General features: G+C 72.6%; 14 protein-coding genes and 1 riboswitch. Of the genes, 4 read left to right on the forward strand and 10 right to left on the reverse strand.

Going from position 1 to position 12,784, the window contains the following annotated elements; translation table 11 throughout:
- Positions 1-3: 3 nt before the first annotated feature.
- The 5 genes from ABD191_RS06630 to ABD191_RS06650 form a co-directional block, all read right to left on the reverse strand.
- Positions 4-849, reverse strand: a complete 846-nt coding sequence (locus ABD191_RS06630; protein WP_344077979.1) for a carbohydrate ABC transporter permease — start codon at positions 847-849, stop codon at positions 4-6.
- Positions 846-1,802, reverse strand: coding sequence for a carbohydrate ABC transporter permease (locus ABD191_RS06635; RefSeq protein ID WP_344077981.1), 957 nt, complete (start codon positions 1,800-1,802; stop codon positions 846-848). The genes ABD191_RS06630 and ABD191_RS06635 overlap by 4 nt, the downstream gene beginning before the upstream one ends.
- A 13-nt stretch (positions 1,803-1,815) precedes the next feature.
- Positions 1,816-3,099, reverse strand: coding sequence for an extracellular solute-binding protein (locus ABD191_RS06640; protein WP_344077983.1), 1,284 nt, complete (start codon positions 3,097-3,099; stop codon positions 1,816-1,818).
- Between the two features lie 82 nt (positions 3,100-3,181).
- Positions 3,182-4,393 (reverse strand): ROK family protein, encoded by a 1,212-nt coding sequence (locus ABD191_RS06645; RefSeq protein WP_344077985.1) that lies wholly within the window; start codon positions 4,391-4,393, stop codon positions 3,182-3,184.
- Positions 4,394-4,503: 110 nt separating this feature from the next.
- Positions 4,504-5,358, reverse strand: a complete 855-nt coding sequence (locus tag ABD191_RS06650; RefSeq protein ID WP_344077987.1) for a C40 family peptidase — start codon at positions 5,356-5,358, stop codon at positions 4,504-4,506.
- A gap of 4 nt (positions 5,359-5,362) precedes the next feature.
- A riboswitch (cyclic di-AMP (ydaO/yuaA leader) is annotated at positions 5,363-5,532 on the reverse strand.
- A gap of 297 nt (positions 5,533-5,829) precedes the next feature.
- On the opposite strand from ABD191_RS06650, the gene ABD191_RS06655 reads away from it, so the two are divergent.
- The 4 genes from ABD191_RS06655 (at position 5,830) to ABD191_RS06670 (ending at position 9,214) form a co-directional block, all read left to right on the forward strand.
- Entirely contained in the window at positions 5,830-6,312 is a 483-nt protein-coding gene (locus ABD191_RS06655; RefSeq protein WP_344077989.1) for a TIGR00725 family protein, read from the forward strand.
- A 37-nt stretch (positions 6,313-6,349) separates the two neighbouring features.
- Positions 6,350-7,582, forward strand: coding sequence for a MurT ligase domain-containing protein (locus ABD191_RS06660; RefSeq protein ID WP_344077991.1), 1,233 nt, complete (start codon positions 6,350-6,352; stop codon positions 7,580-7,582).
- A gap of 169 nt (positions 7,583-7,751) precedes the next feature.
- Positions 7,752-8,471, forward strand: a complete 720-nt coding sequence (locus tag ABD191_RS06665; protein ID WP_344078391.1) for a type 1 glutamine amidotransferase — start codon at positions 7,752-7,754, stop codon at positions 8,469-8,471.
- Positions 8,468-9,214, forward strand: coding sequence for a TVP38/TMEM64 family protein (locus ABD191_RS06670; RefSeq protein WP_344077993.1), 747 nt, complete (start codon positions 8,468-8,470; stop codon positions 9,212-9,214). The genes ABD191_RS06665 and ABD191_RS06670 overlap by 4 nt, the downstream gene beginning before the upstream one ends.
- 34 nt (positions 9,215-9,248) lie before the next feature.
- Here the strand turns inward: ABD191_RS06670 and ung are convergent, their stop codons facing one another.
- The 5 genes from ung to ABD191_RS06695 all read right to left on the reverse strand — a co-directional run bounded on the left by ung (position 9,249) and on the right by ABD191_RS06695 (position 12,722).
- Entirely contained in the window at positions 9,249-9,923 is a 675-nt protein-coding gene (ung, locus tag ABD191_RS06675; RefSeq protein WP_344077995.1) for a uracil-DNA glycosylase, read from the reverse strand.
- A 64-nt stretch (positions 9,924-9,987) separates the two neighbouring features.
- The gene (locus ABD191_RS06680) at positions 9,988-10,980 is read right to left on the reverse strand and encodes a hypothetical protein (RefSeq protein ID WP_344077997.1); all 993 of its coding nucleotides are present in this window, start codon (positions 10,978-10,980) and stop codon (positions 9,988-9,990) included.
- Between the two features lie 103 nt (positions 10,981-11,083).
- On the reverse strand, positions 11,084-11,461 hold the full coding sequence (locus tag ABD191_RS06685) for an ATP-binding protein (RefSeq protein ID WP_344077999.1): 378 nt from the start codon (positions 11,459-11,461) through the stop codon (positions 11,084-11,086).
- The gene (locus ABD191_RS06690) at positions 11,458-11,775 is read right to left on the reverse strand and encodes an STAS domain-containing protein (protein ID WP_344078001.1); all 318 of its coding nucleotides are present in this window, start codon (positions 11,773-11,775) and stop codon (positions 11,458-11,460) included. The genes ABD191_RS06685 and ABD191_RS06690 overlap by 4 nt, the downstream gene beginning before the upstream one ends.
- Before the next feature lie 98 nt (positions 11,776-11,873).
- The gene (locus tag ABD191_RS06695; RefSeq protein ID WP_344078003.1) at positions 11,874-12,722 is read right to left on the reverse strand and encodes a S1 family peptidase; all 849 of its coding nucleotides are present in this window, start codon (positions 12,720-12,722) and stop codon (positions 11,874-11,876) included.
- Between the last annotated feature and the right edge of the window lie 62 nt (positions 12,723-12,784).

Below are 12,784 nucleotides of genomic sequence, written 5' to 3' on the forward strand. Positions count from 1 at the left end.
GGTTCACGATTTCAGGGCGCCGGCCTGCAGGCCGGTGACGATGTGGCGCTGCCCGATGAGGTACACGAGCAGGACGGGCAGCATGCCGATGGCGGACGCCGCGAAGACCAGCCCCCAGCTCGTGGCGTGCTGGCCCTGGAACTGGGCGATCGCGATCGGCAGGGTGTACTTCGCGGGGTCGTTGATCGAGGTGACCGCCCAGGAGAACTCGTCCCAGGCGGCCAGGAACGCGAACACCGCCGAGGTGGCCAGCGCCGGCCGGGACAGCGGCAGGTAGAGGGCCACGAACTTGCGCACCGGCCCGGCGCCCTCCAGCGTCATCGACTCGTCGAGTTCCTCGGGCACGCCCTCGAAGAAGCCGCGCAGGAGGAACGTGTTGAGCGCGACGCCCGCGCCGACGTAGAAGAAGACCAGCCCGGACAGGCTGTCGTTGAGGTTGAGGGCGCTGGCCACGAGGAACTGCGGGATGAGGATGACCACGCTGGGCACCATGAGGCCGAGCATGAGCACCCAGAACAGCACCGACCGCAGCGGGAACCGGAACCGCGCGAACCCGTACGCGGCCAGCGCCGCCAGCAGCGTGGTGCACACCGTGCTGAAGCAGGCGACGAACACGGAGTTCAGGAAGTACCGGCCGAAGTCGTTGGCGCCCCACGCCTGGGTGTAGTTGGCCAGGGTGGCCGGGTTGGGGATGAACTGCGGCGGCCACTCGAACGCCAGCCGGTTGGGCTTGAACGACGTGCTGAGCATGTAGAGGAACGGCGCGATGAGCACGAGCGCGCCGGCGCCCAGCACGACCAGCCGGGCCGACATGCGGGTGCGCCGCAGGCGGGGGGTCTCCAGCGTCATCGCGCGGCCCTCCGGTTGGCGATCACGGTCTGCCCGACCGACAGGACGAGCACGAGCACCGTCATGATCACGGCGAGCGCGGACCCGTACCCGAAGTCGAGGTACGAGAACGCCTGCTTGTACAGGTAGGTCAGCGGCATCTCCGTGTCCCCGGCCGGCCCGCCGTTGGTCATGAGCAGCACCTGGATGAACACCTGGAACCCGCCGATGACCAGCAGCACGGTGACGAACAGCAGCTGCCCGCGCAGCGCCGGCAGGGTCACGTGCCAGACCCGGCGCAGGTAGCCGGCGCCGTCCGTGGCCGCGGACTCGTGCAGCTCACGCGGCACGTTCGTCAGGCCGGCGAGCAGGATGATGGCGGTCCAGCCGATGCCCTTCCAGATGCCGAGGGCGCACATGGCGAGGATCCCGGTCCACCGCGAGTCCAGCCAGCCGACCGGCTGGCCGGCGACGTGCACGCCGTCGACGAGCACCCAGTTGACCAGGCCGCCGTCGGTGGCGAACAGGTAGCGGAACAGCAGCGAGACGACGACCCAGCTGGTGACGACCGGCAGGTAGTACAGGACCCGCAGCAGGGTGCGGCCGGGCAGCCGGCTCTCCAGCAGCAGCGCGACGACCAGCCCGAGCAGGATCTGCGCCGGCACGGTGACCAGCATGTAGACGGTCGCGTTGAGCAGGGCCTTGCCGAACAGCGGGTCGCTCAGCGCCCGGGTGTAGTTGCCCGCGCCGAGAAACGTCTGCTCGACCCCGGGAAACGGGCTCCACTCGTACAGGCTGACCTGCGCGGCCTTCCCGATCGGCACGAGCATGACGACCGTGAAGATGACGAAGGCCGGCGCGATGAGCAGGTACGCGGCGAGCGAGTGCCCCGCGCGGACCCGCCGCGTGGACCGGCCCGGGGGCGGTTCCCCGGCGCTCGCGCGCCGGGGAACCACGGGTGCCTGGACTGCCATGGCCGCGGCTGCCTCAGCCCTGCGCCAGCAGCGGGTCGATCTCGGCGGCCGCCTGATCGAGCGCGGCCTGCACGGTCAGGTCGCCCTTGAAGGCGTTCTGCAGCTTCGCCTGGAGCAGGTCGTTGATCTTCGACCAGTTGGGTACGGGCGGGCGCGGCTTGGCGGTCTGCAACTGCTGCACGAACGGGCCGTAGATCGGGTTGACCGCGGTCACGTCCAGGTCCTTGAGCACGGACATCTGGCCGACCTTCGCCATGGCCAGCTGCGCCTCCTCGGAGAGCAGGTAGCGGGTGAACTCCAGGGCGGCGGCCTTGTTCTTCGACGCCCTGAACACCACGACGTCCTCGCCGCCGACCACGCTGACGCTGCCGCCGGGGCCCGCGGGCACGGGCGCGACCTGCAGCTTGAAGTCGGGGTGGGCGCTCTGGAAGATCGGGTACATCCACGGCCCGTCCAGGATCGTGGCGTACTTGCCGGTGGCGAGGCCGTCCGAGGTGGGCGTGCCGCCCGTACCGCCGAGGATGATGTTCGGCAGCTGCTTCTGCCCGTACAGGTCGAACAGCAGCTGGACGCCGGACACCGAGGCGGGGCTGTTGAGGAACCCGGTCGCCTTCGTGTACTCCGGGTTGGTGATGTCACCGCCCGCCGACCAGATCCACGGCAGCACGTTCCAGCCGGACAGGCCGTTGTCGGCGAAGGCGAACACGCCCTTGCCGTCGAGCTTGGTGGCGAGCGCGCGCAGGTCGTCGAACGTCCTCGGCGGCTCGGTCACGCCCGCCTTGGCCAGCGCGTCCGCGTTGTACATGAGGACCCGGGTGTTCGTGTCCAGCGGCAGGCCGTAGTACTTGCCGTTGTAGAGGTTGGTGGCCAGCGTGCCCGGGAACGTCCTGGCGGCCAGCTCCTGGAAGTCGGGCATGGCCGCGTCGAGCTGCTCCAGCAGGCCCAGCTTGGCCAGCTCGGAGACCCACGCGATGTCGGAGCGCATGACGTCGGGCACGTCGCCGGCCGCCGCCCCGGTGATGAGCTTCTGGTGCAGCTGGTCGTACGGGATGGCGACCTGCTTGACGTCGACGCCGGGGTGCTTGGCCTTGAAGCCGGGGAGGACGACCTCGTTGAGGGTCTTGACCTCCTGCGAGTCGGCGCTGTACGCGTGCCAGAAGGTGACCGTGCCGGACAGCTCGGCGGAGGTCGTCGGCTCGGGGTCGTCGGTCGTACAACCGGTCAGGGCCAGCGCGGTGGCGCTGAGCGCGGCTACACCGGCGGTGAGAAAACGCCGGCGGTTGAGTACGCTTCGCACGGTGCTCAACTCCTTGATGAGGGATCTTCGAGGGGACGAGTGGCCGCCAGGGGGCAGCGGCCGGCGTGGTGCGTGCGGCTGGTCAACGCATGGGGATGCCAGTTGACGGGCCGCGGAACAGCTGCGCTATCGCTACGGCCGCCGCCCCCCGCGCCCAGATCGCGTCCGGAAGCGGGCGGGTCACGAGGTCGCAGTCGGCGGCCTGCCCGAAGGCGTGCCGCGCGAACGAGGCCCGCGCGGCGGACTCGAACAGGTCGCTGGCGGCGAGGCCCTCGCCGGACAGCACGATGCGGTGCGGGTTGAGCAGGTTCGCCACGATGGCCAGCGCCCGGCCGAGCGCGTCGCCCGCGGTGGCGAACGCCGCCGCGGCGCCCCGGTCGCCCTCGCGGGCCAGGACGGCGGCGGCCGTGATGTCGAGGTCCGGCCGCCCGGTGGCGGCGCGGACCCGGTGCAGGATCGCCCCTTCCGCGGCGATCGACTCCACGCAGCCGGCCTTGCCGCAGCGTGGACACTCAGGACCGTCGGCGGTGATCGGCACGTGGCCGAGTTCGCCGGCGAGGCCGACCGCGCCGTGCACGAGCGCGCCGCCGACGACCAGGCCGCAGCCGATGCCCGCGCCGATGGTGACGACGGCGAAGGAGGGCACGTCGACCCCGGCGCCGAACCACTGCTCGGCCACGGTGAGGGAGTTGACGTCGTTCTCGATGACGACGGGCAGGCCGCAGCGGGTGCCGAGCAGCTCGCGGAGGGGCACCTCGCGCCACTCGTCGCCGGCCGCGTCGGCCAGGAACGGCGCGTAGCGCACGACGCCGGCGCGCGCGTCGACATGGCCACCGAGGCCGACGCCGAGGCGGGTGACCTGGCCACCCTGGACGGCCGCCGCGGCGCGCAGGTCGTCGACGAGGGCGCCGATGGCGTTGATGACACCGGCGACGGAGTGGTCGGTGAGCGCGACGTCGCGCGCCGCGCGCACGTTCGCGAGCAGGTCGACCACGACGCCGGACAGGTGGTCGGCGGCCAGCTTCACGCCGATGACGTACTCGCGTTCGGCCACGACGCGCAGCGGGACGACCGGGCGGCCGGGGCGCGTGGCGGCCTCGGACTCGCCACCGGATTCGGTCAGGTAACCGGCCGCCAGCAGGGGCCGCACGGCCTTGGAGACGGTGGCGGCGGAGACGCCCAGCCGGGCGGCGATCTCCGTGCGGGGTATCGGGCCGCGCGTCAGGACGGTGACGAAGATGCTCGCCGCCGTCGCGTCGCCGACCGTCGCGGCGCCCGTCACCTCGCTGTTCATGGTGATCAGGATCGGCGGCATTAGTTTCGTTCGTCAAGTAATAAACACGTCACGAACTCGTAACGCCCGCCCGATCCCTCGGGCGGGCGTGACGAGTCGTCAACCGCGGCTTACGCGACGAGGCGGCGGAACCCTACGGAACCGCTCCAGAGCTTGTGCTTGCCCACCCGGGTGCCGGGCCGGGCGGCCTCGTAGATGTAGCCGTTGCCGGCGTAGATGGCGGCGTGGTAGACGTACCCGCCGCTGTAGAAGACGACCAGGTCGCCGGGCTTCGCCGAGCCCCGCGACACGGCCTTGCCGTAGTGCTTCTGGGCGTCGGCGCTGTGCGGCAGCCGCACGCCCGCCGCGCGGTAGGCGTACAGGGTGAGGCCGGAGCAGTCGAACGCGTTCGGCCCGCTCGCGCCGAACACGTACGGCTTGCCGATGCCGCGCTGCGCGGCGGCCACGACCTTCTGCCGGGCCGTCGGCCGCACGGTCACGGTGACCACATTGGACACGGACGCCAGCCGGCTCTTCGACGCGGTCACGTAGAGCTTGAACTGGCGGGTCTGGCTCGTGCCCGGCTGGACGGTGAAGACACCGTTGCTGGTCAGCTTGCGGACCGCGACGTTGTGCCACTTCCCGCCGGCGACGCGGGCCTGCAGCGTGACCGTGGCGCCGGCCAGCCGCTTGCCGTCCGTGCCCACGGTCACGATGCCGGTCAGGCGCGTGGCCTGGCCCTTGTTGACGGTGGTCCTGCTGGCCCGCAGCGTCGCGCCCGTGGGCTGGCGCTTGGCCGCCGCGCTCGACACGGACGCGACCGACGCGGTGGTCACCGTGGTGGTCGCGGCCTGCGCGCCGCCGGCCGCGACCAGACCACCGGCGAGTACGCCGCAGGTGGCGGCGGCCACGGTGCCCAGCCGCAGGGCGAGCCGGCTACGGCTCCTTCGGGGCACACGGATGCCCGGGGTGGTGGAGTTGCGCACGAAGACAGTCCCTTCGGCACGCCTGCGGGGTTAGCTGTCGGGTTCGGGCGCGAAGGGGGCGGCGTGGGGCCGCGATGCCCGGCCGCGTGAGCGGCTACACCCCAAGGACGCCGGGGGCGACGTCCGCGAGAGTTGGTTCCCCCGCTCCTGCCCGGTTCCCTGTGCAGTTGTTGGGGGTTGGCGCGCCACCGGGCGGGCAGGACTCGGCGTGACTCCGGGTGTCGCGCGGCCCGGGCGGACCCGGGTCGGGTGCCTTTCTAACCCACATCCCCGATCACCCGAGGTGGCCGCAGAGCTACGTCTGGTGATCACCGTTGGCGAAGACGGCTCGCCTGCGCCGGGCTGTCCGAAGTGCTCTCACCTTCCGCGAAGGCGCGGTGACGCTAGGCTGACAAACGCTGGTGACCCAGGTCACAAGAAAAGTTCTGCGCCTCGCGAGAGGTATCCGATTTGTCGAGAGATGGAGCAGGCGTGGCGATCCAGGTGGCGGTCTGCGGGCCGGCACGGTGCACCTCCGCGGAGGCGGAGCAGGCCCGTCACGTGGGCGAACTGCTTGCCCGGGCGGGTGCCACCGTCCTGTGCGGCGGCGGGCCGGGCGTCATGGCGGCGGCCGCCCGCGGCGCACGCTCGGCCGGCGGCCTGGTCGTCGCCGTGCGCCCGGACGACGGGCGCGCGGTCACGCGTACTCCTGACGAGGACTTCTCGGCCGTGGTGATGACCGGGATGGGCCAGGCCCGCAACGTCATCCTCGTGCTCTCGGCGGACGCCGTCATCGCGGTGGGCGGGTCGTGGGGCACGCTGTCCGAGGTCGCGCTCGCGATGCGGCGCGAGCGGCCCGTGGTCGTCCTGGGCGGATGGCGGGTCGTGGACCCGGCCGGGGAGCCCGTCGCGGGGCCTGTCGTCGTGACGACGCCGGCCGAGGCGGTGCGGGCGGCACTGGAGGCCGCCCGGTAGGGTCGTCGCATCTGCGAGTCCCGGGAGACCACAGACGATGACGGACAACAAGCTGCCACTGCGCGCCAAGGTGGCCACGTCGGTGTCGAAGACCGCCGCCGCTTTGTCACGGGCGGCCGGCCGCGGCGACGGCTCGGTGATCGGCGGCTGGATCGGCCTCAAGATCGACCCTGACCTGCTGGCGCACCTGGCGGCCGGACGGGCGATCGCCCTGATCTCCGGCACCAACGGCAAGACCACCACGACGCGGCTCACGGCCGCCGCCATGGGCGTGCTCGGCGACGTCGCCACCAACTCCCTCGGCGCCAACATGCCGACCGGGCACACGTCGGCGCTGGCGAAGGCGGGCCACACCACGTACGCGGTGCTGGAGGTCGACGAGCACTACCTCAGGCAGGTCGTGGAGGCCACCAACCCGAAGGTGATCGCGCTGCTCAACCTGAGCCGCGACCAGCTCGACCGGGCCAAGGAGGTCGCGATGATGGCGGCGCTGTGGCGCGACGCGCTGCGCGGCGTGGACACGCACATCGTCGCCAACGCCGACGACCCGATGGTCACCTGGGCCGCCCGCGACGCCGCGTCGGTGACGTGGGTGGCGTCCGGGCAGCGCTGGCACGACGACTCGTGGGTGTGCCCGGAGTGCGGGGCGCACATCGAGCGCGACGGCGACGACTGGTGGTGCGTGGCCGGCGACCTGCGCCGGCCGGCGCCGACCTGGTCGGTCGCGGACGGCGCCGTGATCGACCCGGCCGGCGTCGCGCACCCGGTGTCGTTGCAGCTGCCCGGGCGGGTCAACGTCGCCAACGCGGCCACCGCGCTGGCGGTCGCGACCCAGTTCGGCGTACGGGTGACGGACGCGCTGCCCCGGCTGTCGTCGGTCGCCTCGATCGCCGGGCGGTACGCCACCGTGGAGCGCGACGGCCGCACCATCCGGCTGCTGCTCGCCAAGAACCCGGCCGGCTGGCTGGAGGCGTTCGACATGGCCGAGGACGCGCCGACCCTGCTGTCCATCAACGCGCGCGACCCCGACGGCCTGGACACCTCCTGGCTCTACGACGTCGACTTCTCCCCGCTGCGTGGCCGCCGGGTGCTCATCACCGGCGACCGGGCGATGGACCTGGCCGTGCGGCTGGAGGTCAACGCCATCCCGTTCGAGCACGTCACCTCGTTCGACCGGGCGCTGAACGCCGTGCCGCCCGGCCGGCTTGAGGTGATCTCCAACTACACCGCCTTCCAGGACATCCGAGCGGAGCTTGACCGTGTCAACTGAGCCGATCGGTCGCGGATCCACCTCCGGCGAGAGCCACCCCTCCGGAAGCCACGCGACGAGTCCCTACGGCACCCCGGGCTACCGGCCCGCCCACGCACGCCCGGACGACACGGACACCTACGTGGCGATCGTCGACGAGGCGGCCGCCGATGTCGCGGCCGCCTCCCACCTGGACGGCGGGTCGTCGTCCGCGCTGCGGATCGTGTGGCTCTACCCCGACCTGCTGTCGACCTACGGCGACCGGGGCAACCTGCTGATCCTGGTGCGCCGCGCGCAGGTGCGCGGCCTGGCCGTCGAGGCGATCGAGGTCCGCTCCGACCAGGCGGTTCCCGCCGACGGCGACATCTACCTGCTCGGCGGCGGCGAGGACGGCCCGCAGGCGCTGGCCGCGCAGCGGCTGGCCGCCGACGGCGGTCTGCACCGCGCCATCGACCGGGGTGCGGCGGTGCTCGCCATCTGCGCCGGCTACCAGCTGCTCGGCCGGTCCTTCTTCGCCAAGGGCGCCAAGTACCCCGGCCTGGAACTGCTCGACCTCGACTCCGACCGGGGGCCGAGCCGGGCCGTCGGCGAGCTGGTCGGCGAGCCCGACCCGGCCCTGGGCCTGCCCACCATCACGGGCTTCGAGAACCACGGCGGGCGCACCCACCTCGGCCCCGGCGTGCGCCCGCTCGCGCGGGTCAGCGCCGGCATCGGCAACGACGGCACGACCGAGGGCGCCTGGCGCGACAAGATCGTCGGCACGTACATGCACGGCCCCGCGCTGGCCCGCAACCCCGCCCTGGCCGACCTCGTGTTGGGTTGGGCCACCGGCGCGCAACTGACCCCGGTCGACGACACGTGGCCGGGCCGCCTGCGCAGCGAGCGCCTCGGCGCCGTCCGGACCGGATGACGTCTCAGGCCACCTCGCGGGCGCGCGGGACGGAGTCGGCGGACGGCCGGCCGCGCGGCAGGCGGGCGGTGGCGTTGCGCGCCGCCGGACTCGTCGGCGGCGTCGCGGCCCTGGCCGTGGTGTCGGCGTTCGTGCCGGTACGCGAGGCGGCCGAGGCGGTCGCCGGCCTGGGCGCGGTCGGCTGGGTCGGCGTCGGGTTGCTCGTCGTGGTGCTCCTGGCCGGCATGGTGCCGCGCACGCCGATCTCGATGGCGTGCGGCGCGCTGCTCGGCCCGGTCGCCGGTCCCCTCGTCGCGGTCGTCGCGGCCCTGGTCGCGGCCGTGGTCACGGCCGCGGCCGGCCGGGCGTTGGGGCGCGAGTTCTTCGTGCGGCACGCCGGCGGCCGGCTCCGGCGCCTGGACCGCTTCGTCTCGGGGCAGCGCACGCTCGGCATCGCCGCGATCCGCGCCCTGCCCATCGGCCCGTTCGGGCTGGCCGGCTACCTGTACGGCGCCACGGGCGTGCCGTGGCGGCACTACCTGCTGGGGACGGTCATCGCCGCCCCGCCGGCCGGCGTCAGCTATGCGCTGCTGGGCGCGGCGGTGGTCAGCGATGACCCGTTCAACCCCGTCACGTTGCTGCCGATGGCGTTCAGCCTGCTGCTCACGGTCGCGGCCGTCACCGCCTGGCGCCGCCGCACCCGTGTCATCCCCGTGAGCCCGGGTCCGGTCGACCCCGGCGGATCGCCCCGGGCAGGGCGGTGACCGCGGGCCCACGCCCGTCAGCCGTAGGCGCCCCTCAGCCCCAGGCGATCGGCGGCTGGCCCGCCTCGGTCAGGGCCGCGTTGGCCGCGCTGAACGGCCGGCTGCCGAGGAAGCCCTTCGGGTTCATCGGGCTCGGGTGCCCGGCCTCCAGCACCACGTGCTGCGGCCCGGTGACCAGCTGGGCCTTCTTGCGCGCGTAGCCGCCCCAGAGCAGGAACACGACCCGCTCCGCCCGGGCGTTGAGCGCGCGGATGGCCGCGTCGGTGAACTCCTCCCAGCCCTTGCCGGCGTGCGAGCCGGGCCTGGCCTCGCGGACGGTCAGCACGGAGTTGAGCAGCAGGACGCCGGCTTGCGCCCAGGCGGTGAGGTCGCCGTGCTTGGGCGGGGTGACGCCGAGGTCGTCGCGCAGTTCCTTGTAGACGTTGCGCAGCGACGGCGGCACGGACACGCCCTGGCGGACGCTGAAGCTGAGCCCGTGCGCCTGGCCGGCCTTGTGGTAGGGGTCCTGGCCGAGGATCAGCACCCGGGTCGCCTCCGGCGGGCACAGCCGGAACGCGGCGAACAGGTCGTCACGCGGGGGGTACACGGTCTCGTTCGCGTATTCCTTGTCGACGAACGCGGCGAGCTGCGCCACCGCGGCCTGGTCGAGGAAGGGCGTCATGGCCGCGCGCCACGGCGCGGGCAGCAGGTCAAGCAGATCCGAAGTCACGCCGGACACGCTATCGCCACCCACCGACACGGGATGGAGCAACGGCGTCCACCGACATGCGGGATCATCCGCCGAAGCCGGGAAGGTTGCCGTTGTTGCCCGACACCGGGTCCGGGTACGACCGCGCGCCCTTGGCCCACGGCGCCAGGCCGGGCGGGTAGCGGTTCACCGAGACGACCGGGTCGCCGTCGCCGGAGCGCAGGCTTGCCTTCGCCGACACCGTGATCGTCCCGCCGGCCTTGACGTCGGCCGTGCGGCACCACAGCAGGTAGTCGGCGGGGTTCGTGGTGGAGGTGCCACCGGTGCAGGAGTGCAGCCCTGAGCCGGCGGAGATGGTGCGCGCGTTCCGGACCCAGATGAACACCCACACGCGGGTCGCGGCGACGGTGCTCTTGTTGCTGATGGTCACCTTGAGGGCGCCGGCCTTGCCGGCCGTCAGCGCCGCGGCGAGGTCGACGACGAGCGGGTTGGGCGGGAACTGCGTGGGCCCCGACGGGGCGAACGCCATGTACGGCGTGGTCGACGTGACGTACCGGTACGCGCGCCAGTGGTGGACCTGCACCCCGGGCAGCTCGCACCCGCTGTACTCCGCGACGCGCGCCTCGACCACCCCGGCGCGCGGCACCCGGATCCGCTCGATCGACTGGATCTGTCGTTGCATCGCGACGACCTGCAGCGACATGAAGACCTTGCCGGCGGCGTCCCGGTCGACCACGGCCACCTGGGCGATGACGGCGCAATCGGACCTGCGTTGGCAGTGCAGCAGCGCCACGGTCTCGCGCCGCCCGTCGCCATCGACGTCGCTGGCGATGGCCTGCCTGATGGTGATCTGGTAGCCGCCGGTGCTCGCCCTACCTCCGCGGAACCGCAGCGTCTTCGTCGGACAGTCCTCGCCCCAGTTCAGGATCGGCAGCGTCTGCTCACCGAGCTTGGCCAGGGTGAAGGAGGCGTCCGGCCCCGGTGGCGCCGAGCTGGGCGCGACCGGCGGCGAGGCCGTGGCGCCGGTCGCCGGGCTCCAGACGGCCGCCGGCTCGCCGTCTGACCCACATCCGCTCACCGCGAAAGCGAACGCTCCTACGAGAAGTACGCCCACCCAGCGCACGCGACAACCGTCCACAGTGCCCTCCCCGTAAGCCTGTGCGCGCATCCTATGCAACCCGTCAAGGGCTGAACCGCAGCCGCACCAGCGTCCCGCCGATCACCGGGTGGGTGGTGACGTCGTCGCAGATGAGGCCCACGATGGCGAGCCCACGGCCGCCCTCGGCGCTCGCCGCGGGCATCGCGCCCGCAACCGACCGGTCAGGTCCGCCGTCGACCACGTCGCACACGACCTGGCCGCCGTCGAACCAGACCCGCACGTGCCCGCCGCCGGCGGTGTGCATGAGCGTGTTCGTGGCCAGCTCGCTGACGGCCAGGGTGAGCAGGTCGGCGCGGCCGGTCGCCAGGCCCAGCGCGAGTCCCCGCGCGCGGACGAACGCGCGCACGGCGACAAGGTCGGCCGCGGCGGCGTAGAACATGGAGTCGGCGGCCGGGCTCATGCCGGCCCTCCCGCGCTGAGCAGCCGGGACACGCCGGTCATGTCGAGCACTTCGGCGACCACGCCGGTCGCGCCCGTCAGGTGGAGCGCCTTACCCGCCCGTACCGCGAGATGGTGGGCGCTGACCAGCTCATGGATGCCGCTGGAGTCCAGAAATGTCAAGCCGCTCGCGTCGACCGTGACCGTACGCCCGACGCCGAGCGCCTTGCGGAGCGTGGCCGCGAGCTCCTCGCGGGCCGCGAGGTCGCACTCGCCGGTGAGGGACACCACCACCGCGTCGGGGCCGCCGGAGGTGCTCGCCGTGAAGACGGTCATCGCACCACGCCCTTCCCGCCCTCGGCCGCCCGGGTCATCATGCCATCCCGAAGGCCCATCGGTCGCTTGCGCGACCGATGGGCCTTGTCCAGCGGGGGTCAGGACAGGACGTCGTTGACCCAGACGCGCACGACGGGGATGTCGACGCGCTGGTAGCCGCCGAGGTAGCGGCAGTTGTCGGTGTACCCGTAGCTCGTCACGGCCACCAGGTAGCCGTTCAGGAACACCGGGCCGCCCGAGTCGCCGAAGCAGGTCCCGCCGCCGCCGCGGACGTCGTTGGGGTTGCCGTTGAGCTGCAGGATCTGCTCGGTGAGCTTCTGACCCGGCCCGGTGGTGTACCGGCGGATCAGGGGGTAGCTCATCGGCTGCGGCTTCTGCGGCCCGGCGTCCGGCTTGCGGACCTCCGTGCCGTAGCCGACCAGGTCGAACAGCGTCTTCGACAGGGCCGGCTGCTGGTACTGGTCGAGGTAGCCGACCGGAGCGAGCGTCGCCGGGGCGATGCCCGTGACGGGCGAGTCGAGAACCACGACCCCGACATCGTTCCAGTTGCGCAGGTCGGTGAAGTTCGAGTACTCGGGGTGGGTGAGCGCGGTGCCGGAGAGGTAGCCGGCGGCCGCGAGCTCGGCGGCCGTGTACCCGGCGGCCGGGTCCGCCGCCACCGGGAAGGGGGACGGGGGCTGCTCGGCGATGACCGGGTCGAACGAGACCAGCGTCTTGCCGACGGTGCCCGAGGTGCAGTGCGCGGCCGTGATCAGCACCGTCGGTGTGATCAGGGTGGCCGAGCAGCGGAACCGGCCGTCGGGGTCGTAGAACAGGATGATTCCGACGTTCGGGTGACGGTTGCCGTCGGGCTCACCACCCGTGATCGCCTGTGCCGGGGCGGCGAGCCCCAGCACGGTGACCACGGCCATGGCCAGCACGGCGGCGGTACGGCGGATTGACTTCATGCAGGTGCGCCTTTCCGTTGTGGGGAGTCCTTCGCCACTGCGCCGAGCAGCGTAAGGCAGTC

Origin of the sequence: Luedemannella helvata (assembly GCF_039528415.1) — a bacterium.
Taxonomy (GTDB): Bacteria; Actinomycetota; Actinomycetes; order Mycobacteriales; family Micromonosporaceae; genus Luedemannella; species Luedemannella helvata.

Coding starts and splice junctions, on each gene's coding strand:
- ABD191_RS06690 (WP_344078001.1), bottom strand. CDS start 11,775: ATGACCGTCTTCACGGCGAGCACCTCCGGCGGCCCCGACGCGGTGGTG.
- ABD191_RS06685 (WP_344077999.1), bottom strand. CDS start 11,461: ATGAGCCCGGCCGCCGACTCCATGTTCTACGCCGCCGCGGCCGACCTT.
- ABD191_RS06695 (WP_344078003.1), bottom strand. CDS start 12,722: ATGAAGTCAATCCGCCGTACCGCCGCCGTGCTGGCCATGGCCGTGGTC.
- ABD191_RS06670 (WP_344077993.1), top strand. CDS start 8,468: ATGACGTCTCAGGCCACCTCGCGGGCGCGCGGGACGGAGTCGGCGGAC.
- ABD191_RS06630 (WP_344077979.1), bottom strand. CDS start 849: ATGACGCTGGAGACCCCCCGCCTGCGGCGCACCCGCATGTCGGCCCGG.
- ABD191_RS06645 (WP_344077985.1), bottom strand. CDS start 4,393: ATGAACAGCGAGGTGACGGGCGCCGCGACGGTCGGCGACGCGACGGCG.
- ABD191_RS06635 (WP_344077981.1), bottom strand. CDS start 1,802: ATGGCAGTCCAGGCACCCGTGGTTCCCCGGCGCGCGAGCGCCGGGGAA.
- ABD191_RS06660 (WP_344077991.1), top strand. CDS start 6,350: ATGACGGACAACAAGCTGCCACTGCGCGCCAAGGTGGCCACGTCGGTG.